The sequence below is a fragment of the Mesorhizobium humile genome (assembly GCF_033977215.1).
Lineage (GTDB): Bacteria > Pseudomonadota > Alphaproteobacteria > Rhizobiales > Rhizobiaceae > Mesorhizobium > Mesorhizobium humile.
In genome coordinates this window covers 100,384-126,790 of sequence record NZ_JAVIIV010000020.1, presented here as the reverse complement: position 1 = coordinate 126,790, position 26,407 = coordinate 100,384, and the positions used below count along the sequence as shown (strand labels likewise).

The 26,407-nt window shown below is 64.5% G+C and carries 25 protein-coding genes and 1 pseudogene; 20 read left to right on the top strand and 6 right to left on the bottom strand.

The genetic code is table 11. The features are described from left to right. Together RFM52_RS25730 and RFM52_RS25725 are read left to right on the top strand one after the other, a co-directional pair. A pseudogene (locus RFM52_RS25730) lies at positions 1 to 258 on the top strand (glutamine--fructose-6-phosphate transaminase (isomerizing)); the annotation flags it as partial. Positions 259 to 633: 375 nt separating this feature from the next. Further along, complete coding sequence (locus RFM52_RS25725; protein ID WP_320298565.1) at positions 634 to 1,656, top strand: LacI family DNA-binding transcriptional regulator; 1,023 nt, start codon at positions 634 to 636, stop codon at positions 1,654 to 1,656. On the opposite strand, the gene RFM52_RS25720 is transcribed toward RFM52_RS25725, so the two are convergent. Further along, positions 1,644 to 2,639 (bottom strand): alpha/beta hydrolase, encoded by a 996-nt coding sequence (locus RFM52_RS25720; protein ID WP_320298564.1) that lies wholly within the window; start codon positions 2,637 to 2,639, stop codon positions 1,644 to 1,646. The genes RFM52_RS25725 and RFM52_RS25720 overlap by 13 nt on opposite strands. A 14-nt stretch (positions 2,640 to 2,653) precedes the next feature. After that, the gene (locus RFM52_RS25715; RefSeq protein WP_320298563.1) at positions 2,654 to 3,802 is read right to left on the bottom strand and encodes a Gfo/Idh/MocA family protein; all 1,149 of its coding nucleotides are present in this window, start codon (positions 3,800 to 3,802) and stop codon (positions 2,654 to 2,656) included. Between the two features lie 179 nt (positions 3,803 to 3,981). On the opposite strand from RFM52_RS25715, the gene RFM52_RS25710 reads away from it, so the two are divergent. The 17 genes from RFM52_RS25710 to RFM52_RS32885 all read left to right on the top strand — a co-directional run bounded on the left by RFM52_RS25710 (position 3,982) and on the right by RFM52_RS32885 (position 20,176). Then, positions 3,982 to 4,782, top strand: a complete 801-nt coding sequence (locus RFM52_RS25710) for a class I fructose-bisphosphate aldolase (RefSeq protein WP_320298562.1) — start codon at positions 3,982 to 3,984, stop codon at positions 4,780 to 4,782. A 3-nt stretch (positions 4,783 to 4,785) separates the two neighbouring features. Next, entirely contained in the window at positions 4,786 to 5,736 is a 951-nt protein-coding gene (locus RFM52_RS25705) for a PfkB family carbohydrate kinase (protein ID WP_320298561.1), read from the top strand. An 89-nt stretch (positions 5,737 to 5,825) separates the two neighbouring features. Beyond that, positions 5,826 to 6,971 (top strand): ABC transporter ATP-binding protein, encoded by a 1,146-nt coding sequence (locus tag RFM52_RS25700; RefSeq protein WP_320298560.1) that lies wholly within the window; start codon positions 5,826 to 5,828, stop codon positions 6,969 to 6,971. Between the two features lie 111 nt (positions 6,972 to 7,082). Continuing rightward, the gene (locus tag RFM52_RS25695; protein WP_320298559.1) at positions 7,083 to 8,330 is read left to right on the top strand and encodes an ABC transporter substrate-binding protein; all 1,248 of its coding nucleotides are present in this window, start codon (positions 7,083 to 7,085) and stop codon (positions 8,328 to 8,330) included. A gap of 140 nt (positions 8,331 to 8,470) precedes the next feature. Then, positions 8,471 to 9,367, top strand: coding sequence for a carbohydrate ABC transporter permease (locus RFM52_RS25690; RefSeq protein ID WP_320298558.1), 897 nt, complete (start codon positions 8,471 to 8,473; stop codon positions 9,365 to 9,367). Between the two features lie 5 nt (positions 9,368 to 9,372). Continuing rightward, entirely contained in the window at positions 9,373 to 10,215 is an 843-nt protein-coding gene (locus RFM52_RS25685; protein WP_320298557.1) for a carbohydrate ABC transporter permease, read from the top strand. A gap of 30 nt (positions 10,216 to 10,245) precedes the next feature. Next, a complete protein-coding gene (locus RFM52_RS25680) occupies positions 10,246 to 11,067 on the top strand; it encodes a sugar phosphate isomerase/epimerase family protein (RefSeq protein WP_320298556.1) in 822 nt (273 codons plus the stop codon). Positions 11,068 to 11,071: 4 nt separating this feature from the next. Beyond that, a complete protein-coding gene (locus RFM52_RS25675; protein ID WP_320298555.1) occupies positions 11,072 to 12,148 on the top strand; it encodes a Gfo/Idh/MocA family protein in 1,077 nt (358 codons plus the stop codon). Continuing rightward, positions 12,148 to 12,966, top strand: coding sequence for a sugar phosphate isomerase/epimerase family protein (locus tag RFM52_RS25670; protein WP_320298554.1), 819 nt, complete (start codon positions 12,148 to 12,150; stop codon positions 12,964 to 12,966). The genes RFM52_RS25675 and RFM52_RS25670 overlap by 1 nt, the downstream gene beginning before the upstream one ends. After that, complete coding sequence (locus RFM52_RS25665) at positions 12,966 to 13,793, top strand: alpha/beta fold hydrolase (protein WP_320298553.1); 828 nt, start codon at positions 12,966 to 12,968, stop codon at positions 13,791 to 13,793. The genes RFM52_RS25670 and RFM52_RS25665 overlap by 1 nt, the downstream gene beginning before the upstream one ends. After that, positions 13,790 to 14,512: a ribulose-phosphate 3-epimerase gene (locus RFM52_RS25660; protein ID WP_320298552.1), complete on the top strand. Its 723-nt coding sequence runs from the start codon at positions 13,790 to 13,792 to the stop codon at positions 14,510 to 14,512. Before RFM52_RS25665 ends, RFM52_RS25660 begins: the two co-directional genes overlap by 4 nt. After that, positions 14,512 to 15,519 carry an ROK family protein gene (locus RFM52_RS25655; protein ID WP_320298551.1) on the top strand — a complete coding sequence of 336 codons (1,008 nt, stop codon included), beginning with the start codon at positions 14,512 to 14,514 and terminating at the stop codon, positions 15,517 to 15,519. The genes RFM52_RS25660 and RFM52_RS25655 overlap by 1 nt, the downstream gene beginning before the upstream one ends. Before the next feature lie 317 nt (positions 15,520 to 15,836). After that, on the top strand, positions 15,837 to 16,823 hold the full coding sequence (locus RFM52_RS25650; RefSeq protein WP_320298550.1) for a sugar ABC transporter substrate-binding protein: 987 nt from the start codon (positions 15,837 to 15,839) through the stop codon (positions 16,821 to 16,823). Then, positions 16,820 to 17,824, top strand: a complete 1,005-nt coding sequence (locus RFM52_RS25645) for an ABC transporter permease (RefSeq protein WP_320298549.1) — start codon at positions 16,820 to 16,822, stop codon at positions 17,822 to 17,824. Before RFM52_RS25650 ends, RFM52_RS25645 begins: the two co-directional genes overlap by 4 nt. Next, positions 17,821 to 18,585 (top strand): ATP-binding cassette domain-containing protein, encoded by a 765-nt coding sequence (locus RFM52_RS25640; RefSeq protein ID WP_320298548.1) that lies wholly within the window; start codon positions 17,821 to 17,823, stop codon positions 18,583 to 18,585. The genes RFM52_RS25645 and RFM52_RS25640 overlap by 4 nt, the downstream gene beginning before the upstream one ends. 74 nt (positions 18,586 to 18,659) lie before the next feature. Beyond that, on the top strand, positions 18,660 to 19,745 hold the full coding sequence (locus RFM52_RS25635) for a Gfo/Idh/MocA family protein (RefSeq protein WP_320298547.1): 1,086 nt from the start codon (positions 18,660 to 18,662) through the stop codon (positions 19,743 to 19,745). Positions 19,746 to 19,876: 131 nt separating this feature from the next. After that, positions 19,877 to 20,176, top strand: a complete 300-nt coding sequence (locus RFM52_RS32885; protein WP_430699305.1) for a helix-turn-helix transcriptional regulator — start codon at positions 19,877 to 19,879, stop codon at positions 20,174 to 20,176. Between the two features lie 37 nt (positions 20,177 to 20,213). Here the strand turns inward: RFM52_RS32885 and RFM52_RS25625 are convergent, their stop codons facing one another. After that, positions 20,214 to 20,975 carry an SDR family NAD(P)-dependent oxidoreductase gene (locus tag RFM52_RS25625; RefSeq protein ID WP_320298545.1) on the bottom strand — a complete coding sequence of 254 codons (762 nt, stop codon included), beginning with the start codon at positions 20,973 to 20,975 and terminating at the stop codon, positions 20,214 to 20,216. A gap of 124 nt (positions 20,976 to 21,099) precedes the next feature. On the opposite strand from RFM52_RS25625, the gene RFM52_RS25620 reads away from it, so the two are divergent. Beyond that, positions 21,100 to 22,023 (top strand): AraC family transcriptional regulator, encoded by a 924-nt coding sequence (locus RFM52_RS25620; protein ID WP_320298544.1) that lies wholly within the window; start codon positions 21,100 to 21,102, stop codon positions 22,021 to 22,023. Between the two features lie 611 nt (positions 22,024 to 22,634). Here RFM52_RS25620 and RFM52_RS25615 read toward each other — a convergent pair. The 3 genes from RFM52_RS25615 to RFM52_RS25605 are packed head-to-tail and all read right to left on the bottom strand — an operon-like array spanning position 22,635 to position 26,365. After that, entirely contained in the window at positions 22,635 to 23,333 is a 699-nt protein-coding gene (locus tag RFM52_RS25615; RefSeq protein ID WP_320298543.1) for an SDR family oxidoreductase, read from the bottom strand. Then, positions 23,323 to 24,738 carry a GH1 family beta-glucosidase gene (locus RFM52_RS25610; protein ID WP_320298542.1) on the bottom strand — a complete coding sequence of 472 codons (1,416 nt, stop codon included), beginning with the start codon at positions 24,736 to 24,738 and terminating at the stop codon, positions 23,323 to 23,325. The genes RFM52_RS25615 and RFM52_RS25610 overlap by 11 nt, the downstream gene beginning before the upstream one ends. Continuing rightward, positions 24,719 to 26,365, bottom strand: coding sequence for an amino acid ABC transporter permease (locus RFM52_RS25605; RefSeq protein WP_320298541.1), 1,647 nt, complete (start codon positions 26,363 to 26,365; stop codon positions 24,719 to 24,721). Before RFM52_RS25605 ends, RFM52_RS25610 begins: the two co-directional genes overlap by 20 nt. Positions 26,366 to 26,407 lie beyond the last annotated feature (42 nt).

Here is a 26,407-nt window from a genome sequence, read left to right as displayed (position 1 = left end):
ATCTTCGAAAAGACGGTCTCGAACATGCAGGAAGTGGCGGCGCGCGGCGGCAAGATCATCCTGATCACCGACGCCAAGGGCGCGGCCCAGGCCGGCATCAAGACGATGGAGACGATCATCCTGCCCGAGGTGCCGGAAATCATGTCGCCGATCATCTACGCCCTGCCGATCCAGATGCTGGCCTATTTCACCGCCGTCTTCATGGGCACCGACGTCGACCAGCCGCGCAACCTGGCGAAGTCGGTCACGGTGGAGTAGGCGGATTGAGAGGAGGCTCGCTCCTGGATGATTTACTTAGAGAACTGGCAAGCTTTCCCTGTGCGTTCCGCACGCGAAGGCGCTCGAGGAAGCCCGGCCGATGCGTTCAACCATGATCTCGACCGGGATTTCGCCGGTGCAGACCAGCTTCTCCATCCATGTCCCCGGCACGCGCGCAGCCTATTCCCTTCAAGATTGAACACCTGGAATTTTCACGTTAATTAATAAATTTACGCATGGAATAATTTTCGTCGACGCGTTGATAACTCACATGGCTTCCTGTAAAATTTCAACTTGCAGTCGCGCGCTGGCGCACCGCAAGGAAAGCACGGGACAGCGCATGGATCAGGCCGTGTCCGTGCTGCGAGGGTTTGAATGGCGATGACGCACAAGACGATGGAGGATTTCGCCCGGTCCTGCGGCGTCTCCAGGCCTACGCTTTCGAAATATTTCGACGATCCGACCAGCGTCAAGCCGGCGACGCGCAAGCGCATCGAGGAAGCGCTGCGCTCGTCCGACTACCAGCCGAACCTGTTCGCGCGTAACCTCAACCGCAAGCGCACACGCAGCATCGGCATTGTCGTGCCGACTGTGACCGATCCGTTCTATTCGGAGATGGTCAGCCGCATCGAGCTCCGGCTGCGCGACGAAGGCTACTGGCCGATCGTCATCTCCTCGCATGGCTCGACCGAGCTCGAGGTCGAGGCAACGCGGACCATCCTGTCGCTGAAGGTCTCGGGCGCGCTCGTTGCGCCGCTCGGGCGGCGTTCCGACCATCGCACGCTGGAAAAGCTGACGCAGGCGATCCCGATCGTCTATTTCGACACCTACCTCGAAGGCCACACGCCCTTCGTCGGCAACAACAACACGCAGAGCGTCGCGACCATCGTCGACTATCTCTGCCGCTCGGGCGACGCGCCGGTTTATTTCGACATCCCGCACGTCAACCACAACTCGCCCGAACGGCTGGCGAGCTATGTCGCCTCGATGAAACGGCTCGGGCATGAGCCCATCGTGATCGGCAACACCAAGGACTACACTTGGGATTTCGAGCGGATCGGCTACGAGCAGACCGAAAGGATGCTTGGCAATGGCGCCCTGCCGGGCAAGACCATCCTGTGCAACAATGATCGCTTGGCCTTCGGCCTGATGGCGGCCGCCTTCGCCCGAGGGCTCAAGGTCGGCCGCAAGGCGGATTGCGACCTGCGCGTCGCCGCGCATGACGACCATCCGCTGAGCCGCTACGCTTGCCCCGGCCTCACCACCATGGCGCAGGATTTCGCCGCGATGGCCGGACGCAGCGTCGAGACACTGCTTGCCCTGCTCAACGAAGACGGGACGGCGGTCGCGCCCAAGGTCAAACTCGACGCGACGCTGGTGATGCGTCAGTCGGCCTGATCTTTGGCGAGAGCGCGATCGAAGCCACGCCAGGCGGCAACCGCCGCCTCGACCGCCTGTCGTGATGCCCGCCCGTGGCGGCCCATCGAAACGAAGCCGTGGATCAGGCCCGGCCAGCGCTCGAGCACGACCGGCACACCGGCGTTCAGGAGACGCTTTGCATAGGCCTCGCCTTCATCGGTGAGGATGTCGTGGCCGGCGATGGCGACGAAGGCCGGCGCCACTCCCACAAGGCTTTCGGCTTTGAGCGGCGAGACGCGCCAATCGCCGACGTCGGCGGCGTCGCGGACATAGTGGTCGCGGAACCAGGCCATGGTCGTGGCGGTCAGTCCAAAACCTACGGCGAAGCGACGATAGCTGTCCGCCGTCTGTGCGGCATCGGTGTTGGGGTAGAGCAGCAGTTGCGCCGTCAGCGGATGTTTGTCCTCGCGCGCAACGAGGCTGAGCACAGTGGCCAGATTGCCGCCGGCGCTGTCGCCTGCAACGGCGACGCGTTTCGCGTTGATGCCGAGATCGGCGGCATGATCCTGCATGAAGGACAACACGGCGCGGCAGTCTTCCACCGCCGCTGGAAACTTGTGCTCGGGCGCCAGCCGGTAATCGGGCGACACGACAACGCAAGCCGCGATGTTGGCGAACCAGCGACAGATCTCGTCATGCGATTCGAGATTGCCGATCACCCAGCCGCCGCCATGCAGATAAAGCAGCGCCGGAGCATCCGCATCAGGCGCGCCCTGCCCGCGATAGATCCTCAGCCTCAGCGCGTCGCCCGGTCCGGCGATTGTGCGCTCGGTGACCGACCCTACCGGCTCGCGGTCGCCTTGTAGATCGGAAAGACCGTTCACATAGGCACGGCGCGCCTGTTCCGGCGTGCCGGTCTCGAAGGGCGGCCCGTTCACCCGGCGGCCGAGATCGAGAACATGTAGCGCTTGCGGGTCGAGCGCGGACAGGTTCGGTGCTGCCGTCAGCGGCGATGTCGTCATCGACGGACCTCCTGTCAGGCCAGCAGGCTCGCCGCCTCGTCCTCGCCGAGCAGCGGTGGCTGGTCGACGGTGCCGTTGACGGCGACTGAGCCACGGCTTTCGCCCGAGGCCAGGATCGCCTCCATGATCTCCAGCACATGCAGCGCCAGATCGCCGGACGCGCGCGGCCTCCTGCCTTCCGCCAGAGCTCGCGCCAGGTCGGCGACGCCGAGCATGCGGTAGTTGGCGCGGTCAGGCGCGGCGTATGGCCAGTTGTGCGCGCCGTAGAGCTCGCGCTCACTCTCGAGATCTTTCCAGTCGGCGCCGCGCGCCGAGAGCGAGACGGTGCCACCGAAGGTGTCGGGATCGGGCAGCCTCAGCGAGCCCTCGGTGCCATGCAGTTCGATCGGATGGTTGGAGTGCTTGAAGACGTCCCAGGAGGCGCCGAAGGTGACGGTGGCGCCGGAGCGGAACTCGAGCAGCGACAGGATGTTGGTCGGTGTGCCGACCTTGAAGGTGGTGTTCTTGTAAGGACCGTCGGCGGTGACCAGACGTTCCTCCTGGCCGCGCGTCGCCATCGCCATGACGCGGGCGACCGGGCCGAGCAGGTTGACCAGCATGGTCAGGTAGTAAGGACCCATGTCGAAGACCGGGCCGCCGCCCGGCTGGTAGTAGAATTGCGGATTGGGATGCCAGTGCTCCATGCCGCGCCCCATCATGAAGGCGGTGCCGGTGACGGCGCGGCCGATCGCGCCCTCGTCCATCAGCCGGCGCGCCCTACGTCCGGCAGCACCGAGGAAGGTGTCGGGCGCCGAGCCGAGCAGAACACCGCTTGTTGCCGCCTCGGCAACCAGCCGGCGGCCATCGGCGGCGGACGTCGCCAGCGGCTTTTCGGTGAAAACGTGTTTTCCGGCCGAGAGCGCCGAAAGCGAAATGTCGAAATGCGCCGCCGGTATCGTCAAATTGAGGACAAGGTCGATGTCGGGGTCGGCCAGAAGCGTGTCGACGCCGAGCGCGCGGATGCCATATTCCCTGGCACGGAGCGCGGCCATATCGGCCGAAATGTCGGCACAGGCGCGCAATTCGACCCCGCCGAACAGGCTCGCATTGCGCAGATAGGTCATCGAGATGTTGCCGCATCCGATGACGCCGATGCCGAGCTTTGTCTTTGATTTTCCTTGCATTTCAGATCGTACCTCCCAACGCGGCCATGGCCTGGCTGCGCCCTTTCGCCTGCAACGGAGCACAGTCAAAAGCCGCTATACAACATTTTAATTCTTGACGCGCGTAAAATTTTTATAGAGCATATGAAAACGCCGTGCGCCGGGATTTTGAAAACAAACGATTGAGGAATTTTCCACTCATGAGCCTTGGAACCAAGGTGCGTCTTGCGCGCCTCTTCTCGCATCCATCGGGGAATCTTTTTGGCGGTGCGGTCGACCACTTCGTCGGCTATGGCGACGTCCGCAAAGGCGGCCTTGCCGACCTGCCGGGTGCGCTCGCACGCGTCATGGCGGGCAAACCCGACTATGTCAGCATCCAGCCCGGCACCGCGCGCCATCTGTGGCCGCAATATGCGGGCAAGGCTTCCCTGGTGATCCAGGCGGGCTGCTTCACCCCGGACGATCGCATCAGCGAGCTGATTGCAACGCCCGACGATGCGGTGCGGGCTGGCGCCGATGCGTTGGCCGTGGCCATTCCGGTGCGCGGCGCGACCGAGGGCAAATACATACGCTGGCTGACCGACTCGGTGAATGCGGCGGCGCGCTACGGCATGCCGGTGGTGGCGCATATCTATCCGCGCGATTTCACCGACGGGGCGAAGATCGTCTTCACCCCCGACGAGATCGCCTATGCGGCGCGCATCGGCTACGAGTCCGGCGTCGACGTGATCAAGATCGGCTACACCGGCGACTTCGAATCATTCCGGGAGACCGTTCGGACCTGCCCGGTGCCGGTCGTGATCGCTGGCGGGCCGAAGACCGATACGCTGCTCGGCGCGCTTCAGCAGACGGCGGACGCCATCCGTGCCGGCGCGCGCGGCGCCGTGGTGGGCCGCAATCTCTGGGGACATGGCGATCCGCAGAAAGCAGCTCTTGCCTTCCGGGGCGTCATCCATGACGGCCTTTCGGCACAAGACGCTCTGGCGAAGGCGGGTGCCTGAACAATGCCCACCGTCCCCTCAATCCTCGGCTTCGGCGCCATTGCGATCGACGACATCGCCTATGTCGATCAGCCGTTGTCGGCGGGCAAGGGGAAGGTTCTGCAAAGCACGCGCGCTTTCGGAGGAAATGTCGCGACGGCCCTTGCCGCCGTCGCGCGGCTCGGCGGAAACGCCGGATTCATCGGCTGGCTGAGCAATGCCGCGGACGACGCCGTGCTGTGCGATCTCATTGAGAGCGGTGTCGAAACCGCATTCGCGCCGCGCCACCCGGATGCGCGCCCGGTACGCTCGCGTATCACCGTCGGCTCCGACGGGGACCGATTCATCGCCTATGACGACGAAGCGATGCTGGGCACCGCGCCGGACTTTCCGGACGAGGTCCTCAGCCGCGCGACCATGCTGATCGTCGACGGCTATGCGATCCGGTCGCTGGATGTCGTGGCTCGGGCTCGCGATCTCGGCCTCGCGATCCTCGGCGATATCGAATGGAGCGGCGGGCCAGCGACCGACAGGCTGACGGCGCTCTGCGACCATCTCATTCTTCCGCTCGGCTTCGCACGCACCGCCACGGGCCGCCGCTCGCCCGCCGAGATGCTCGAGGCTTTGTGGTCGCCGTCGCGGTCGGCCGTGGTTCTGACCGATGGCGACAGGGGCGTCTACTATCGCGGGCGCGACGAGAGGGGTCTCTGGCACCTGCCTCCGCACCGGGTTGCCGTCGTCGACTCGACCGGCGCAGGCGACTGCTTTCATGGCGCCTATGCCCATGCATTGACGCGCGGCGGCGACACCGCTGGCCGGGTCGCATTCGCGGCCGCGGCCGCAGCCCTGTCGGTAACGGGGCATGGCGGGCGCGAGGCGCTTCCGACCGACGATCAGGTCAGGCAACTCCTGGCATCGGCGAACGCTCCATCGGCAGCCGGGCTGAACCATGCGCAGCTCGATACCGGAACATAGAACGGAACTATCCGAGGAAACGTTTCGCAAGCGAATACAGGCCGAGAATAATTACAAAATCAGCGGCTTAGACTTGTGGAGGGAGGAAGATGGCAGAAGTCGTTCTTGAGAATATCTGCAAGACCTACGGAAACAATTTTCACGCGATCGACCAACTGAACCTGTCGGTCGAGGACGGCGAGTTCCTGATCCTCGTCGGGCCGTCCGGCTGCGGCAAATCCACCGCGCTGCGAATGATCGCGGGATTGGAGGACGTCACAAGCGGCAGCCTTCGGATCGGCGGCGTCGACGTCGTCGACATGCCGCCAAAGGACCGCGACATCGCGATGGTCTTCCAGAGCTACGCGCTCTACCCGCATATGACGGTGTTCGAAAACATCGCCTTTTCGATGCGGCTCGCAGGCAAGCCGAAGGCCGAGCGCAAGAAGCGCGTGGACGAGATCGCCAAGACCCTTCAGCTGACGTCGCTGCTGGACAGCAAACCCGCGAACCTGTCAGGCGGGCAGCGTCAAAGGGTTGCCATGGGCCGCGCCATGGTGCGCGAGCCGGCCGCCTTTCTCATGGACGAACCCCTCTCCAATCTGGATGCGAAACTGCGTGTGCAAATGCGCGCCGAAATCACCAGCTTGCAAAAGCAGCTCGGCGTGACGACCATATACGTGACCCACGACCAGATCGAAGCGATGACGATGGGCGACAGGGTCGCGGTGTTGAAGGGCGGCGTGCTGCAGCAGGTCGACACACCCAAGAGGCTCTATGAATCACCGGTGAACGCTTTCGTCGCCGGCTTCATCGGCTCTCCTTCGATGAACCTTTTCGAGGCAACGCTGACGGGCAGCGAGTTGATGTCCGGCGCCTTCGCCATACGGCTGCAGGATGCGGCCTTCGCGCGCAGGCCAAGCTTGAAATCGTATGCGGGGCGCAAGGTCGTGTTCGGGATCCGGCCCGAGGATCTCTATGACAGCAGCCTCGAATCCGGCCGCAAGTATCAGACGATACCGGCAAAGGTGACCTCGATCGAAGAGCTCGGGTCCGAACATATCGTCCATCTCAACATCGACGCGGTCCGGGTGGACTCCGGCGACCCGGACGCGGTCGAGGATTTCGGTCTGGCGTCGAACGCGGTGGCGAAATTCGAACCGGTCAGCGAAGTCCGCTCCGGCTCGGAAATCCGACTGGCCCTGGATGATACCAAGCTCCATTTCTTCGATCCCGAGACGCATCTGGCGATCTGAAGATTTGCGGCAAGGCCCGCAGGCGGGAGCGAGGCGCCTGCGAAAGAAGGCTTCTGAATAAACCAGACGATCGTCCGCATTGTGCGGCCGATCACTAAGAAGGAGGAGAAAATGATGTTTCGTATAAGACCCGCGATGCTGAAAATGGCCGCGGCCGCATGGTTGCTTGGCGCAACCGGCGCCATGGCGGACACGACGCTGGAATTCACCCAATGGTGGGAGCCAGAGCTGCCCGCAGGCTCCTTGCGCAAAATCATGGATGATTTCGAGGCCGCGAATCCCGGCATCAAGGTGACGCTGGTCAGCGGCCCCTATGCGACCACGCGAGACCAGATCTCGGTGGGCGCCGCAACCGGAACGCTCAGCGACGTCGTCGGTCTCGACGGCGCCTGGGTGAACAATCTGAACGCGCAGAATGCGCTCGCCGACATGAACCCGATGATGGATGCGAGCAAGTTCGACAAAGCCCAGGTCGCCGATATCATCAAGGTGGACGGCAAGGCGGTGATGTTCCCGGTCGCCTCGTTCGTCTATCCGGTCTTCGTGAATCTGGACCTCGCCGCCCAGGCCGGCGTGACCAAGCTGCCGTCTACCCGCGCGGAGTTTCTCGAAGCCGCCAAGAAGATGACCCATCCCGACAAGAACCAGTATGGCTGGGTGCTGCCGCTCTCGCTGCAAACGCCGTCCGGCGTCCAGAACGACATGATGTCGTGGGTCTGGGCTTCGGGTCAGTCGATGATGGCGGACGGCAAGCCGGCTCTCGAGGCCAAGCCGGTCGTCGATATGCTCGCCTTCGTCAAATCGCTCAACGACGCCGGCACCATCTCGCCCGGCATCGCCACCAAGACCGAACAGGAAAAGGTCGAGGAATTCGTCAACGACCGCGTCGGGATGATGATCGACTCGCTCGCGCATGTGAACCTTATCCGCAAGCGCAATCCCAAGCTGAACTTCGACCTCATCCCGGTCCCGGTCGTGGAGGGCTACACCGGCAAGCGCGGCCTTCCCTATGCCTCCTGGGGCATCGGCATCTCCGCCGGCTCGAAGCATCAGGAAGAGGCCTGGAAACTCGTCCAATATCTGCTGAGCGAAAAGGTGAACGCCAAGCTGGTGTCGCTCGCCAACGCCTTCCCGGGCAACGTCAACGCCAAGCCCGATTTCGTGACCTCGGACAAGGCTTTCGGCAAGGCGTTCGAAATCTTCAAGACCGGCTATCTCGCCAACGAGTTCACGGGTCTGCCGGTGGCTGAAGACCTGATGACCCAGTTCGACGTGCAAGCCCAGAAGATGCTCGCCGGCGAGCAGTCTCCGGAACAAGCCGCGGCCAACGCTCAAAAGGGCTGGATGGCGAAATTCTGATCGGCCTGTTCCCCCTTTGCTATCTTCGGCCGGGTGGCCTGACTTCGGGCAGGCCACCCGGCAACAACGGATCGGCAATTTGAGAATGGACCTGTTTTTGAGGCTCGCCTTCTCTTGAAGGCGTATCCCAAGGTTGGCACATGACCCGGCAAAAGCGCTCCCACCACAAGCTGAAACGAGCGGTCGCACCCTATCTCTATCTGTCGCCCTCGCTCATCATCATCGGCCTTCTGATGCTGCTGCCGATGGTGACGGTGATCGCCTACTCGTTCCAGAACAGCGCGGTGCTGCGTCGCGACCCTTCCTTTGCCGGACTGAAACACTACCAGGCGATCTACGACGATCCGGTGTTCTGGGCTTCGCTGTGGCACACGCTCTACTTCACCTGCATGAGCGTCGTTTTCCACATGACCATCGGCATGGTCTTCGCGCTCATGCTGAACAGCGACCGCATCAATCCAACGCTGCGCAATATCCTGCGCGTGCTCTACATACTGCCCTGGCTGTTCACCGCGGTGATCATCGCGGTGATCTGGCGTCTGCTGCTCGAGCCGAACGGTGTCGTGAACAGCATTCTCATGCAGCTGGGCATCATCGGTTCCAAGATCGAGTGGTTTTCCTCGCCCGAGACCGCGCTGCACGCCGTCACCTTCGCCAACATCTGGGCGGGTTATCCGCTTTTCATGGTCAGCCTGCTCGCCGGTCTGCAAGGCATTCCCAAGGATTTCTACGAGGCCGCCGATATCGACGGGGCGAAGGCCTATCAGAAGCTGATCTTCATCACGATCCCGCAGCTGATGCCGATCATCATCAGCATCTCGCTGCTCGACTTCATCTGGACCATGCAGGTCTTCCCGTTGATCTGGATAACGACGGGCGGCGGTCCGATCTACTCGACCGAGGTGCTCAGCACCTACACCTACAAGCTCGCGTTCTCGAGCTACAACCTGTCCCAAGCGTCGGCGAGCGCCGTGGTCATCCTGCTGATCTCTCTCGGCCTGACGCTGTTCTATATCCGTTATCAAAAGGCCCGGTAGTCGCCATGAGGAAAAGACACACGCCGAAAGACAGGCTGATCACCGTCGCGCTGCATGTTGGTCTTGCGGCGGGGCTGTTTTTCGCTGCCTTCCCGATCTACTGGATGCTCAGCAGCTCGTTCAAATCGAATACCGAAATCTTCGCCTTGCCGCCGACCATCCTGCCGAAGGCCTTCACGCTGGAAGCGTATGAAGCCATCCTTGGCGACCCGGTGAAGCTGCGCTTCTTCTTCAACAGCTACTTCGTCGCCGGAGCGGTGACCGTACTGACGGTGCTGATCGCCTTGCTGGCGGCCTATGGGTTCAGCCGCTTCAATTTCCGCGGCAAGGGCAGCCTCAACACGCTCATCATCAGCACGCAGACGATCCCGCCGATCACGCTTCTGATCCCCTTCTTCGGGCTTGTCGTCTCCTATGGCATCTTCGACACCTATGTCGCGCTGATCCTGACCTACCTGGTGTTCACCCTGCCCTACGCAATCCTGTTGATGACGGGATATCTGAACACCTTGCCGCGCGATCTCGATGAAGCGGTGGCTGTCGACGGCGGCAGCAGCTGGACGGCGCTCTGGCGGGTAATCGTGCCGATCTCACTGCCTGGCATCGTGGCGACGTCGGTCTACACATTCCTGTTGTGCTGGAACGAGTTTCTCTTCGCACTGACGCTGACGAAGTCGACGTCCATGCGCACCGTCCCGATCGGCATCCAGCTGTTGATGGGGCAGCACGCCTTCGAATGGAACCAGATGATGGCGATGAGCGTGCTCGGCTCGCTGCCGCTCTTGCTGATCTACCTCATCGCCCAGAGGTTCTTCCTCGCCGGCATGACCGCGGGCTCGGTCAAATAGATGTTCCGCGGAGAACCAAGGAATGAAAGGATGAACGTGAAAGACCTCAAAGTCGGCTGCCAGACCTTCACCTGGGAAATGCTGGGAGACCGGTTCACCGGCGGCCCCGACGATCTCATCAAGGCTATCGCCGATGGCCGCTATGCCGGCATCGAGATCACCGACACGATGATCGGCCGCTATGCCGGCAAGCCGGCCGAATTCGCCGCGGCGCTGAAGTCACGCGGCCTGACGCTGGTCTCCTTCGCCTTCGGCTCGAAGAGCGGCTTCACGCTGAAGGACAAGATCGGCGAAGACCTCGAGGCCGCCAAGCGATGGATCGACTTCGCCGCCGCCTTTCCGGGCGCGCTGGTGTCGATGGGCTCGGCGACCGTCGTTTCCGACGGGCCGCGCGACGACAAGTTCGCGATCGCCGCGGACGTCTACAACAAGGCCGGCGAGCTTGGCCGTAAAGCCGGCGTGCAGGTCGCGGTGCATCCGAGCTCGCACCACGACACGCTGCTCTTTGACCGCGCCGACTATGACCGCATCTTCTCCCTGCTCGACGCTTCGCTGGTCGGCTGGGTGCCGGACACCGGCCACATTTTGCGCGGTCACAAGGACATGGCCGACACGCTGACCGCCTATCGCGACCGCATCCGCTACGTGCATCTGAAGGACGTCGATGCGAAGGGCAGTTGGGCCATGCTCGGCAAAGGCGTCTGCGACACGGCCAAGGTGATCGAGATCGCGAGCGCCGCGCCCAATTTCAACGGCTGGCTGGTACTTGAGGAAGAGTCCGAGACCGCCGCCGCTGATCCTGCCGGCGCGGTAAAGACCAACCGCCAGACCATGCGCGGCTACGGGGCATAAGACGATGATCCGCAAGAAAGACCGTCGTCTTCGTGTCGGTGTGCTCGGCTGCGGGCCGATCGCGCAGTTCGCGCATCTGGAATCCTGCGTGAAGGCGAGCAATGCCGATCTTTACGCAATCTGCGACGCCGCGCCCGATCTGCTGGCACGCATGGGCGCGACCTACGAGCCGCAGAAGATATATGGCGACTATGACGAGATGCTCGCCGACCCCGAACTGGAGGCGGTGATCGTCGCCACCTCGGACGCCTATCACGTGCCGATGTCGATCAAGGCGCTGGAGGCCGGCAAGCATGTGCTGTGCGAAAAGCCGATCGGCGTCTCGGTCGAGGAAGGCAAGACGCTGGCCGAGGCGGTCAAGCGCTCGGGCAAGGTGCTGCAGGTCGGGCACATGAAGCGCTTCGACCCGGCGCTGGAGGCGGCGCGCGATTTCGTCCGCGACGAGATGGGCGACATCCTGGCGCTGAAGGCCTGGTATTGCGATTCCACGCATCGCTACACCAACACCGATGCCGTGCAGCCGCTGCCCGTCACCAGCAAGCTGGCCAGGAAGCCCTCCGGCAATCCGAAGGCGGATCTCAGGCAATATTTCATGCTGGCGCATGGCTCGCATCTGGTCGACACGGCGCGTTTCCTCGCCGGCGAGATCACTGCCGTGCGCGCCCGGCTGAACGAGCGCTTCGGCGCCTATTGCTGGTTCGTCGAGACCGAATTCGCCAATGGCGCGCTCGGCCATCTCGATCTCACCGTCGCCGTGCGCATGGACTGGCACGAGGGCTTCCAGCTCTATGGCGAGAACGGCTCGGTGATCGCGAAGACCTTCAATCCCTGGTACTTCCGCGCCAGCGAAGTCGATATCTTCCACGAGAAGGACGCGACATCGCGAAAACCGCTGGGCGCCGATGGCCATTTCTTCCGCCGCCAGTTGGAAGGCCTCGCCGACACGGTGCTCGACGGCAAGCCGATGCGCGGCGCCGATGTCGAGGACGGGCTCGCCTCGATCCGCGCCATGGTGGCGATCGCCCGCTCGGTCGAAAGCGGCGGACGCGTCGAGATCGCCAGCGTGACGGGAGCGGTCTGATGCAGTTCGGGGTGTTCGCCAAGACTTTTGCGGGCAGCGAGCCGTCCGGCGTTCTTGCCGCCGTGCGCGATGCGGGCTTCGCGGTCACCCAATTCAACCTCGCCTGCGCCGGCCTGGCGTCGATGCCGGATAGTGTTCCGGACGACGCGATCCGCGCCATCGATGCCGCCGCCAAGGCTTCGGGCATCGGCCTGGTCGCGCTCTCGGGCACCTACAACATGGCGCATCCCGACAAGGCCGTACGCGAGGATGGGCAGCGCCGGTTGGCCGTCGTCATCGAGACAGCAGCCAAGCTTTCCACGCCTCTCGTCACGCTCTGCACCGGAACGCGCAATGCCGGGGACCAGTGGACGCACCATCCGGACAATGCCGATCCCTCGGCCTGGGCCGACATGGCGCGCGAGATGGAGAAGGCCCTGCTGATGGCCGAGCGCCATGGCGTCGATCTCGGCATCGAGCCGGAGCAGGCCAACATCGTCACCTCGGCCGGCGACGCCATGCGGCTGATCGCCGAGATGGGTTCGAAGCGTCTGCGCATCGTGCTCGATCCCGCCAATCTGTTCGAACAGGCCAATCCCGACGAGGCGCGCGCCATCGTTGCCGCCGCGGTCGAACGAACGGCGGGCCATGTGTCTTTGGCGCATGCCAAGGATCGTTTTGCCGACGGCCGCTTCGCCACCGCGGGACAAGGCGTCGTCGACTTTCCCGACTTCGTCGCCCGCCTCAAGGCCGGCGGCTTCGACGGACCGCTGGTGACGCATGGGCTCACGGCCGAGGAGGCGCCCGGTGTCGCATGCTTCCTCAAGGAGCTGGTCTGATGGCGGCCCGGACGAAGCTGCTCCGCGACGGTGCCGCGCTCGGCATCACCGATACCGGCGAAGGCCTGGCGGTCGTCTTCCAGCACGGGCTGGGCGGCGGTGAGGCGCAGGTCGCGCAGACGTTCCCCGCGGGCTTCCGGCGCATCACGCTGGAATGCCGCGGGCATGGCGGTTCCGGGCTTGGCGAGCGGCGGCCGTTCTCGCTGCAGATGTTCGCCGACGACGTGCTCGCCGCCGCCGATCAGGTCGGCCTCGACCGCTTCGTCGCCGGCGGCGTGTCGATGGGGGCGGCGATCGCCATGCGCCTTGCCTGCCGCCATCCTGATCGCATCACCGGGCTGGTGCTGGTGCGGCCGGCGTGGACCTTCGGCCCGGCGCCGGACAACATGCAGCCGATCGCCGAGGTCGCCCGCCTGATCCTCGATCATGGTCCGGACAGAGCGCGGACGATCTTCGCGCAGTCGGAGACGGCGCTGCGTCTTTATCGCGAGGCACCCGACAATCTCACCTCGCTGCTCGGCTATTTCGACCGGGCGGATGCCCATACCTTCGCGCAGGTGCTGTCCAACATCGCGGCCGACGGACCGGGCGTTTCCGAACAGGGCGCCACCGCCTTGCGCGTTCCGACGCTGGTCATCGGCAATGCGGTCGATGCCGTGCACCCGCTCTCGGCCGCCTACGCGCTTGCCGCCGCGATACCCGATGCGATCTTCGCCGAGATCACCCCCAAGGCGCGCGACAGCGCCAAGCATTTCAGCGAGCTGCACACGCAGATCGCAAACTTCCTGCAATCCCACTCGAAAGTCCGGAGCCTCATTCCGTCATGACCAGCAAATCCCTCTCCGGCCCCTCGGCAATAGCCGCCTTGCCGCGAAACCGGCTGATCGGCGAGTTCTCGCTATGGTCGGCGGACCTCGCCAATATGGAGCGCGACCTGAAGCGCATCGAAGCCTATGCCGACCTGCATCACATCGACGTGGCCGACGCCCGCTTCACGCCCGGCTTCCTTTTTTTCCCGGACCTTGTGGCGCGCATCGCAAAGCTGACGGCAAGGCCGATCCATGTGCATCTGATGGTCGAGGCCGAAATCGTCGAGGCGCAGACGCGCCAGTTCATCGAAGCCGGCGCCGACCTCGTCACCATCCATGCCGAGAATGGCGAGGCCGGCCTGCGCGCGGTGAAGCTGGCACATGAGCTCGGCGCCGCGGCCGGCGTGGTGCTGCGGCTGGAGACGCCGGTGTCGGCGATCGAGCCGTTCCTGTCGGACGTCGCCTTCGTGACGCTGCTCGGCACCTCGATCGGCGTCAAGGGGCAGAGCCTGTCCGAAAAAGCCTGCCCGCGCCTGATCGAGGCGCGTACGCTAATGCGGAAAGCCGGCGTCGAGGCCGACATCATCCTCGCCGCCGATGGCGGCATCCGCCACGAGACCGTGCCGAAGCTGAGCGCCGCCGGCGCCGACACTGTGGTGCTGGGCTCGCTCGCCTTCGGCGATCCGGACCTCGCGCAGCGCATGGCCTGGCTGCACGGATTGAAGGCCGCCGCCTGATGAGCACGATCGCGCTTGCCTTCGATCTCGGCGGCACGGAGCTGCGCGGCGCGCTGGTCGAGCGCAGCGGCGACGTCATCGCGCGCGTCTCGGAACCGACGATGGCCGGCGCTGGATCGGACGCGGTGATCGGCCGCATCATCGCGCTTGCCAACAAACTGCTGGACGACCACCCGCAGGCCAAGGTGATGGGCATCGGCGCCTGCGCGCCAGGGCCGCTCGATCCGAAGGCCGGCATCGTCATCGGACCGCCGACCCTGTCCGGCTGGCACAACGTGCCGATGATCGACATCCTGGGGCGGCAGTTCGGCCTGCCGGTCAGGCTGGAGAACGACGCCAACGCGGCGGCACTCGGCGAATGGCGTTTCGGCGCCGGCCGCGGCACGGAATCTTTGGTCTTCGTCACCGTCTCGACCGGCATCGGCGGCGGCGTCATCGCCGATGGCCACATCTATCATGGACGGCGCGGACTGGCGGCCGAGATCGGCCACATGACGATCACCGGCGAGGGCGAACGCTGCTTCTGCGGCAATGTCGGCTGCTTCGAGGCGGTCGCCTCCGGTACCGCGCTGGGGCGGCAGGCGACGCGGCTCACTGCGCCGGGCGACGGCTCGGCGATGCGGCGTCTTTCCAGGGATGGCGACGTCTCCGCCCGCCATGTCGTGGAAGCCGCGCGCGCCGGCGATGCAAGCGCCCGCGCGCTGGTCGAGGCCGAGGCGAGATGGCTGGGCATAGGCTTCACCAATCTGCTGCATCTTTATTCGCCCGACCTGATCGTCATGGGCGGTGGGCTCTCCAACGGTTTCGACCTTTTGGCGCCGGGGATACGGGCGACCATCGACGAGCGCGCGATGGCCGCCTATCGCGACGTGCCGATGGTGCGAGCCGAGCTCGGCGACCGTGCCGGCCTGGTCGGCGCCGCCAGCCTGATCCTGTGGGAGGGCGAACCCGGCACGGCGCTGGCGATGGTGCAGAACGAGGCAACGAAGGCGTCCAACCGAGCATGACGAAAACGATGGTGCGGCCTCTTCGATTCCTGCTGCATTGCAGCACATCAAAATAGGCGGCACACCATTTTAATTATTGACGCATGTCAAATTTTTATAAAGCATGCGGAAATGCTGGCGAGGCATCAGCCAGCGCTCTGGGAGGAGCAATGCCTGTCACAGAAGAAACCCGAACCCGGGGGCGCAGTCCGCGCAGCGGGCAGTCGGCATCCAGTCATCACTTTCGCAGGGCAAGCGCCGGGGTCGCTTGTGTCCCGTCAGGCATTCCCGCTCCCGGAAAACGAGCCGACAACCCAAAATTCGGAGGAGGAATATCCATGCGCATCTTCAACGGCCTGACGCTAGGCGCGGGCCTGCTTGCAACCATCGTCTCGGCGCCGGCCTATGCGGGGGACGCGAAGGTCGCGGCGATCGTGAAAGGCCTCGACAACCCTTTCTTCCAGACCATGCAGAAGGGCATCGAGGAGCAAGCCAAGGCCGACGGCGTCGCCGTCACCGTCCAGGCCGCCGCCAATATGGGCGACGCGACCGGCCAGGCCGACAAGCTGACCGCCATGGCCCTGCAGGATTACGACTGTTACCTGGTCAACCCGATCAGCGTCTCCAACCTGGTGCAGGCGCTGGTGCCGGTGGCGCAGAAGAAGAAGCCGATCATCAACATCGACTCGACCATCGACGCCGAGCAGGCCAAGGCAGCGGGCTTCGCCGTCTCCACCTATATCGGCACCGACAACGTCGCCGCCGGCGCGCTGGCCGGCGAGGAGATGCTGAAGCTGGTGCCGAAGGGCTCCAAGGTGGCGCTGATCGCCGGCATCGTCGGCGACGTCGGCTCCAACGCCCGCATCAAAGGCTTTAAGCAGGCCGTCGAGGGCAAGCTCGAAGTGGTTGTGATGGTGAGCGCCGACTGGGACCGCGAGAAGGCGCTGACGGCGGCCACCGACATCCTGGCCGCCCATCCGGACCTCGCCGGCTTCTTCGCCGCCAACGACATCATGGCGCTGGGCGTCGAGCGCGCCGTGCAGACGTCGGGCAAGGACGTCAAGGTGATCGGCCTCGACGGCATCGTCGATGCGCTGAAATCGGTCGCGGCCGGCGAACTCACGGCCACCGTCGCGCAATACCCCTATGTGGTCGGCGCGATGGGCGTGGAGGCCTGCAAGGCGGCGGTGATGGGCAAGGAACTGCCTGCCAACGTGCCGGCGCCGGTGCTGCTCATCAACAAGGCCAATGCCGAGGCATCGCTGAAGAACTTCCCCGCCCCCGGCGGCGACTATCCCGATCCGTTGCGCGAGCTGCTGAAGTGAGCCTACCGACAGACAACGCGCCCGCCGCCCCATCGGCGGGCGCGACGGAGGAGAGCCGTTCCTCCCTTGCGGCTCTCCTCCTCGATCCTTCCTTCTGGGCCGACTGGGCATCCGTGGTCGGCCTGGTCGGCCTCGTCATCCTGTTCGGCGTCACCTCGCCGGTCTTCCTCAGCATCGCCAACCTGCAGGCGCTGCTGCTCGCCGCCGCGATCCTTGTCGTGCTGTCGATCGGCCAGACCTTCGTCGTCGCGACCTCCGGCATCGACCTGTCGCTGGCCGCCGCCGTCATGCTGGGCGCCGTCATCCTCGGCCTTGTCAACGCCGCCGGCTGGGGCATCTTTGCGGCCTGCGTGCTCGCGGTTCTCGCCACCAGCGCGGTCGGCCTGCTCAACGGCGTGCTGATCACCGCGGGGCGCATTCCCGATTTCGTGGTCACGCTCGGCACGCTCTCGGGCATCACCGGGCTCGGCCTGATCATCTCCGGCGGCGAACCGAGCATGGTCGGCTCGACCTTCCTGCTCAAGCTCGCATCCGGCTCGTTCGGACCGTTCGGCTATCCCGTCTGGGTGGCGATCGCGGCGGTCGTCGTCGCCCATATCGCCCTCTACCACACGCGCTTCGGCGTGCATCTTCTGGCGACCGGCGGCCAGGCCGAAAGCGCTGCCGCGCTGGGCATCCGCACCGGCCGGGTCAAGATCGCCGCATACACGATCTCCGGCTTCTGCGCCGGCATCGCCGCGATCCTCCTGGTGGCGCGCATCGGCTCGGCCGAGCCGCAGATCAACACCAGCCTGCTGTTGAATTCGGTGGCGGCCGTGGTGCTGGGCGGCGTCAGCCTGTTCGGCGGCCGCGCCAGCATTTTGGGGCCGGCGATCGGCGCGCTGATGCTGACGGCGCTGGTCAACGGGCTGACGCTGCTCAGCGTCTCGGCCTTCTACCAACCGCTTGCCGTGGGCGCCATCGTGGTGCTGGCGGCGCTGATCATGCGGTATCAGAAATGAGCGCCGTCAATCATATCCCATCCGCCGAAGCGGTGCTTGCCTGCGAGGGGCTGAGCAAGCATTTCGGCGGCATCCGCGCCTTCACCGATGTCGGCTTCCAGGCCCGCCGCGGCGAGGTCACAGCCGTGATCGGCGACAACGGCGCCGGCAAGTCGACGCTGATCCGCTGCCTGGTCGGCGTGCATCAACCGGACGGCGGCGCGATCTATTTCGACGGCCGCCAGCACCCGTTCTCCAACCCGGACGAGGCGCGCAAGGCAGGCATCGAGACGGTGCACCAGAATCTGGCGCTGATCGACGAATTGACGGTGGCGCAGAACCTTTTCCTCAATCGCGAGATCGTTCGCCGCATCGGCCCGTTCGCGCTGCTCGACCGCAAGGCGATGAAGGCCCAGGCCCGCGCCATGCTGTCCAAGCTGTCGATCAACGTGCCCTCGGTGGGCCAGCGCGTGCGGCGCCTGTCGGGCGGGCAAAGGCAGGCGATCTCGATCTGCCGGGCCGCCGGTTCCGGCGCCAAGCTGGTGGTGATGGACGAGCCGACGGCGGCGCTCGGCGTGCAGGAGACGGCCAATGTCGAGGCGCTGATCCGCAAGCTGCGCGAGCAAGGCGTGAGCGTCATCCTGATCAGCCATAATTTCGATCAGGTGCGGCGCCTGTCCGACCAGATCTGGGTGATGCGCGCCGGCAGGATGGTGGCGACGGTGCGCGCATCCGAAACCAGCGGCAACGAGCTGGTGGCGCTGGTGACCGGGGCGGCGTGACCGGCACATCATTTTTGAAGTCAACTGCCAGCCGTTGCAGCCGGCGATAGAATGGAAATACAAGGGAGTTTGCCGTGGCGGTCATCCGTGTCGGACTTGTTGGGCTTGGCGAGGTCGGGCAGTCGATCCATCTGCCGGTGCTGGCCGACCAGCGCGACCGCTGGGTGATTGGTGGCGTCCATGACGTCTCACCAAGTCTGGTGAACCTCATCACATCGAAATTTCAGACTGCCAAGGCCTACGAGAGTGCTGAGGCACTGATCAATTCGCCCGAGATCGATGCCGTCTTCGTGCTGTCTTCCGACGACACGCACAGCCGCTTCGTGCGCGCCGCGATCGAAGCCGACAAGCACATCCTGCTGGAAAAGCCCGCTTGCCTGACGGTGCGCGAGATCGACGAGTTGCTGGCGTTGAGCAAGAACTACGAAAAGACGATCTTCGTCGGCTACATGCGCCGTTACGCGCCGGCCTATCTGGCAGCACGTGAGGAACTGCCGACGCATGGTGATATCACGCATGTGCGCATTTTCGACCTGATCTCCGAGGGCAGGCATTTCTTGAAGAAGAGCCAGAATGTCCTCTACCCGCACGACATCGATCCGGCGATCCTTGCGCGCGGCGCAAAGGAGCGGGACGCGCTGATCCGCGAGGTCGTGGGCAAGGACGCCTCGGGCGATCTGGTCCGCGCCTATCGCGGGCTGACGGCGCTTTCCTCGCACCACATCTCGGCGATGCGCGGACTGATCGGCGAACCGCGGCGGGTGGTTGCAGCTCACCGCACCAATGGCGGCGCCAACACCAGCGTCACCTTCGACTATGGCCACTTCGCCTGCCTCTATGACGCGGTGGTCGACGACCTCGGCCTGTTCGACGCCATGATCGAGGTACGCTCGAACACAAAGCGCGTGCGCATCATCTACGACACGCCCTATATCCGCAGTCTGCCGACGCGGCTGGAGGTGACGGAAGCCGGCCCGCTCGGCCCCGTAACGAAAGCGCTGGGTCCGCTCTATGGCGACGCCTTCTCCAACGAGCTCGAGGCTTTCCACCGCCACATCATGGACCGCACCAGGCCGCTGACTGACCTTGCGGATTCGCGCCGCGACCTGGCGCTAATGGCCGAGATCATCGAGCGGATGAAAGCGTGCGGCGGGACCTGAGATCGCCGCTTGTCTCGTCATGGCCGCTGGCCGGCGCGGCCTTGGCGAGGACGCACCAGCAGATAGAAGCCGAAATCGGAATTGGCGCTGCTTGGCGACTCGATCGCCAATTTGACCTTCGAGGTGATGCTATGCTGGCCAATTTGAGCGGCGACGTCGCCATTGCCGACATCACCCAGGCCTGCAGCCTCTCGGTCAGCTACTTCGCCCGCGCCTTTCGCCGGACGATGGGTGTTCCGCCGTACAAGTGGCTTATGAACGAGCGCATCCGCAAGGCAAAGACGTTGCTCAGCCAAAGCAGGCTTGGAATTTGCGAAGTGGCCCTCGCCTGCGGGTTCGTCGACCAAAGCCATCTGACGCGCGTGTTTCGTTGCACCGTTGGCCAGACACCTCGCCTATGGAGAAAGGAGGCCGGCACCAGGACGGATTAGCGTCGGTCAACCTAGCATCTGCCGCGCCTCGTCAGGCTCACACGGTGGTCAAGCCGCCGTCGACGAACATCTCGAGGCCGTTGACGTAGCTCGAGGCTTCGCTGGCCAGAAACACGGCCGCCTTGCCGATCTCGTCGGGCTCGCCGATACGGCCGGAGGGATGCCGGTCGCGGATCGATTGGATAATCGCTTCCACCTTCCCCTCGCCGCCGGCCTTGGCGGATGCACTGCGAAGCGACGGCGTGTCGACCGCTCCGGGGCTCAGCAGATTGATCCTGATGCCCGTTCCCTTCACGTCCTTGATCCAGGCCCGCATGCAGCCGCGCAGCGCCGCCTTGAGACCGCCATAGACGCCCATTCCGGCGGGTGGCTCCACGGATGCAGTGGACCCGATCATGATGACAGAGCCCGTCTCTGTCATCAGAGGAACAGCCGACTGGATTGCGAACACGATGCCCTTGAAGTTGACATCGATCATCTTGTCGACCTGATCTTCGGTGATCGCGCCGAGCGGCGCATGCTCGCCGACGACAGCGTTGGCCACCAGGATATCGAGCCGGCCGTGCCGCGCCTTCACGTCTTTCAGCAGCCGATCCATCCCCGACGGGCTGCCGGCATCCGCGACGGTCCCGAAGGCATTCTCTCCCAACTTCGCGCAAGCTGATTGAAGGTCGTCGTCTTCCCGGCCCGTGATGACAACCACGGCGCCCTCTCGAATAAATGTGGTCGCGATGCCGAAGCCCACGCCACGCGCGCCGCCGGTGATCACCGCCACTTTGCCGTTCAGTACCTGTGCCATATCTCATCCTCATTTTCAGATCGGTGTATCCAGGTCGGTTTCCCAACCCTTCGTTCCGTGATAAACGAAGATGCCCTGGACTATCCATGCTTGAACGGCCAAGAGTCTACATCAGGAGTCCAAATTGCATGACGCGCTGTCCGATATCCTGGCGCTGATCGAGATGCGCAGCATACGCTGCACGCGGCTGGAAGCGGCCGGCGAATGGGCATGGCGCTTCCCGGCGAAACCAATCCTCAAATTCGTAGCGGTGCTGAAGGGCGGATGCTGGCTCATCCTCAACGGTGAGGAGCGGTACCGCCTTGAAACAGGCGACACATTTCTGCTCGCCAACGCTTCGGACTATGTCGTCGCAAGCGATCCCGGCAAACGCCCCGAAGACGGCATGGCTGCCTTCGATTGGGATCGCTCCGACATCGCGCGGTATCAGGGTGACGATACCGTCTTGCTCGGCGGCGGCTTCGCCCTCGAAGGCAACAATGCCGGGCTGCTGCTGGATGTCCTTCCCGATGTGATGATCCTGTCCGCCGCCGGTCCCTCGGCCGCCGTTCTGCATGGTTCGCTGAAGCTTCTGGACGAAGAGGTGCGAGCGGCGCGAATGGGCACGACGCTGTTGACGCACCGCCTCGCCGACATTCTTCTCGTGCAGGCGCTGCGGGCTTTCGTGGATCAAGGTGGCGGAGGTGTCGGGGGATGGCTTGCCGCTCTGAAGGACCCGCGCCTCGGCGCCTCTATCAACCTGATGCACCGGACGCCCGAGCGGCAGTGGACACTGAGAGAACTCGCCGCCGAGGCCGGCATGTCGCGGTCTTCCTACGTCGCCCATTTCAAGGAGGCGGTCGGCATGCCACCGATGGAGTACCTGCGGCGTTGGCGGATGGAGAAGGCGCGGGACGCGCTGCGCAACGCAAACACTTCGCTCGCCGATCTGGCCCACGATCTCGGCTTCGCCTCCGAAAGCTCGTTTGGCAACACCTTCAAGCGCGTGTTCGGGCATTCGCCGCGAAACTACTGGGCAACCCGGGACAGTGTCCTGGTGTCAAGTTGAGGCGCTCGCTGCGGCCGTGCCCTTATGGGCGGGCTGATATCGACAGCCTGAATACCGCTGACGTGACCTTATCCGTCTGCAATGTTGCTGCCTCAGTTCTGGACATGGTGTTCACCAGCTGCGGACTAAAGTCTGCCAAATGTCGGCCCGCTTGTACCCATCAGGCCTCTTGCAACAGGGATCCGGTTTCGATCACGGCTTCCTCAGAGCAACGCCAGATTAATGCGCTGGTCGGCGCGTTGACCTTAATGCATGTCGCCCAAAAGTGCGCAGCGGTTTTGGGACAACGACATGCATAAAAACAACAACCTAAAGCGCGCCGCATGAGGCCGTTCCGACGCGACGCGCTTTAGCCGTATGCGCGTCCCATCAGAACATCTCGGGTAAGTGAAAGTCCTGATCGGAGCCGAGCGTGCTGCTATGTGTGCCAGCCTGCCCAAGGCCGTGCGGGAGGCCGCGAGCTGACCGTGAATCGGCGTGCAAAATTGACCCCTCCCCCTGCGCCGGAGCGCCCCGTAGCCGGGAATTCCGAGTGACGCAGCGATCACTGACCGCGCGACGGCTTGATAAAAGTGGGTGGACGACAATCCTTTCACCCCGCAGTTGTTGACCTACCAGCCGACCCGCTTGCCGTCGAAAGTAAGGAACGAACCGCTGTCCTCGACCGATGCGCAGTGGATTATTTCGCAAAGGCCGCGGGCGCTGTCCTCCGCTGGCAAGGCCGCTTCGGGGCCACCCATATCGGTTTTCACCCAGCCCGGGTGAAGCGCGAGCACAGTGATGCCGGCGGGCTTCAGGTCGCGCGCGAGCTGCACCGTCGCCATGTTGAGCGCGGCCTTGGAGCAGCGATAGGCATAGTCGTCGTCATCATCGTCGAGCAGGCCTTCCGCCATCGAGCCGGCGCGGCTGCCGATATTGGCGATGACGGGGCCGGCGGCTAGCCGAAGGTTCGGGAGCAGGGCCTTGGCCATGAGGATCGGCGCCAGCGTATTGGTGCTGATGACGTCGAGGAACGCCTCCGGCTCCAGGGCCACCAATCCGGGCGCCCGGCTGCGGACGGCGGCATTGTTGACCAGCACGTCGAGAGGCCGGTCCGCCAGCCGCGACGCAAGGGAGCGGATCGATGCCGGATCGGTCACGTCCAGCGGCTGGAATTCGACGCGTTCCTCAAAACCATCCGCGGGGAAGGCGCGGCCGCAGGCGATGACCCGCCAGCCGGCCCGCGCATACTGGCGGGCCAGTTCGCGGCCGAGGCCACGCCCCGCACCGGTGATCAGGACGGTGCCCGGCTGTCCTGGCTCAGCGGCCAAGCCCGGCTCTCCGCGCCGGCGCGAGGCTTTCCTGCCTTGCGATCGTGGCATAGATCTCGCCGGAATATTTGACGCGCCGTTCCTGCGTTTCGTAGTCGACATGGGTGATGCCGAAGGGCGTCGTATAGCCGTAGGCCCATTCGAAATTGTCCATCAGCGTCCAGGCGAAATAGCCCTTCATCGGCACGCCCTCGGCCGCGGCCTTCGCCACCTGCTCGAGATGGTCGACATAGTAGGCGGCGCGCAGATCGTCCCAGACATGTCCGTCGGCGCCGACCCGCTCGGGCCGCGTCGCGACGCCGTTCTCGGAAATGTAGATCGCTTGCGGCGCATAGCGGTCGTTGACGTAGCGCAGGATGTCGTACATCGAGCGCGGCCAGATCTCGTAGCCCACCGCCGAATAGAGCCCTTCCGGCTGCACGCGGCGATAGTCGAGGGGGCTAAGTTCCGTGCCCGCAGCTATCACCGAACGGCGATAGATGTTGACCCCGAGATAGTCGACGGGCGTTGCGATCAGCCTGTTGTCGTCTGCGTGGATCTCCGGAAGCAGGTCGCCATAGAGGTCGAGCATGTCCTGCGGATAGGCGCCCTTGAAGACGGCGTCGAGGAACCAGCGGTTCTGCGCGCCGTCGAAGCGCCGCGCCGCGGCGACATCGCGCGGGTCGCCGCTTGCCGGCTCGGCGACGTTGAGGTCGAAGACGATGCCGACCGACGCGTCGGGCACCTCGGCGCGGATGGCCGGCACGGCCTTGCCGTGGCCTAGCAGCGCGTGATGGCTGGCGGCGACGCCGCCTTTCGTCCCGTCGCGCAAGCCCGGGGCGTCCTCGCCCGAGGCGTGGCCCGACCAGCAGAAGGTCCAGGGTTCGTTGAGCGTCGTCCATTTCTTGACTCGGTCGCCGAAGCTGCGCGCGGCAAGTGCAGCGTATTCGGCAAGCGCGTCGGAAGTATCGCGGCTGTACCAGCCGCCGCGCTCCTGCAGCGCCTGCGGCAGATCCCAGTGGTAGAGCGTGAGATAAGGCTCGATGCCGGCTTCCAGCAGGCCGTCGATCAGCCTGTCGTAGAAGGCGATGCCCTTGGCGTTGGGAATACCGCGGCCCTCGGGGAGAAGCCGGGTCCAGGCGAGCGAAAAGCGATAGGCGCCGAGACCAAGCGTCTTGAGCACGGCAATGTCGTCGCCCCAGCGATGGTAGCTGTCACAGGCAACGTCGCCGCTGGAGCCATCGATGATCACGCCCGGAACCTTGCAGAAGCGGTCCCAGATACTCTCGCCCTTGCCGTCGGCGGCCGGCGCGCCCTCGATCTGATAGGACGCGGTGGCGGCGCCGAAGACGAAGCCTTTCGGCATGACGAGGGAGGCGGCCCGCGCTTCGAGGTCCCGGCGCGCTTTATCTATGCTTGATGTCATATTTTCTCTCGACGGTGCTGACTAGGCTGGCCGCCGCCAGCGTCAGCAGGATGTAGAAGATGGCGGCGGAGTTGTATGGGGCGAAGGGCAGGAAGCTTGCCGACTGGAATTCCCGCATGCGCTGGGTGATATCGCGGATCGACAGGATCGACAGCAGCGAGGTGTCCTTCAGGATGGCGATCAGCTCGTTGCCGAGCGGCGGGATGATGATGCGGAAGGCCTGGGGCAGGATCACCAGTCGCGCCGTCTGCCAGCCATTGAGGCCGAGGCTGCGCGCCGCTTCGAGCTGGCCGCGCGGGATGGCATTGATGCCGGAGCGAAAGATCTCGGCCAGATAGGCGGAGTAGGCCAGCGCCATGGCGGCGATGCCGCGCGCAAGGTTCGGCGGATCGAAGACGCCCTGGGTGGCGTCCTTAAGCGCGCCCGCCAGCGGCAGGCCGACATAGAGCACGATGACCAGCATCGGGATGCCGCGAATGGTGTCGACGATGAATTCCGAGCCGATCGAGAGCGGATGGCGGCGGTGGATATGGCCGCCGAAGGTCAGCAGGCCAAGCACGATGGCAAGCACAGCGAGCGTGATGCCGGATGCCTTGTCGCGGTCGCCCAGCGTCTGCGTCTGCCAGAGCACCGGCAGGTCGGCGGGCGCCAAGGCGGAGGGAAGCAGCGCGGCGCTGACGTCCTTCTTGGCCAGCGCGGCGAGCGCTTCCGGCGCGCCCTTGAAGGTGCGCAGCGGCACTTCGTTTTCGGGGCCGGATGGAAACTGGCCGAAGCGCACGGCGCCGATCATGCCGGCGGGCGTGCCCGATATCACGGCGACCTTGCCTTCAAGGCTGCCCGCCAGCGTGTAGGCCTGGCGCGGCTGCATCAGGAACCATGCGGCCGCGCAGGCCAGCAACGCCGTGATGACGATGAAGGAGAAATCGGCTCGCCTGCTGTATTCGAGCTTGAGCAGGCCGACCCAGACGAGGCCGAGCAGCGCCGCCAGAATATATGCCGCGATCGCAGCGCGGATGGTGGTGGCCACGCCGGCCGCGAAGGCCATCGGCGCCAGGAACAGTATGAAGACCAGCCCGGCGCCGTTGACCAGGCCGAGGGTCGCGCGTCCGGTGCGCCGCGTGACGTCGCCATTATCCTGCCGGCCGCCGACGAGAAAAAGAGCGAGGGCGACGACGGTCACAGCGAGATAGATCCACAAAAGCGTCGAGACGTGGCCGTGCACCATCGCCTCGGCCTCGCCGGTCAACTGGCGGGGCGTCACGCCCTGGACGACCAGCTTGGACGTGAAAGGATCGACGGCGTTGGCAACGACCGACGATGCGTAGGGATAGACCAGGCCGGTCGTCGCTGCGGCGAGCGCCGCCACGAGGTTGATGGCGGCGCATAACAGCGCAAGGCGCGGTTTCAGTGCCTTGGCGCGACTGAAGACGACGACGCCAATGCCGGCGGCGAAGGCGACAGCCAGCAGCACAAAGCCGGGCACGAACGCCGACGAGCCGTGCTCGACGCCGAGGATAGCGCGCAGCGAACGCTGGTAATCGGCCGACGAGGCAAAGAGGTAGACGATGAACGGCAGGGCGGCGGCAATGATGAGATTGCTGGGCCGAAGGCGCATCAGGAGCTGCATCGAATGACCGCCCTCCAACAAAAAGGTCCCGGCGCGGCGGAG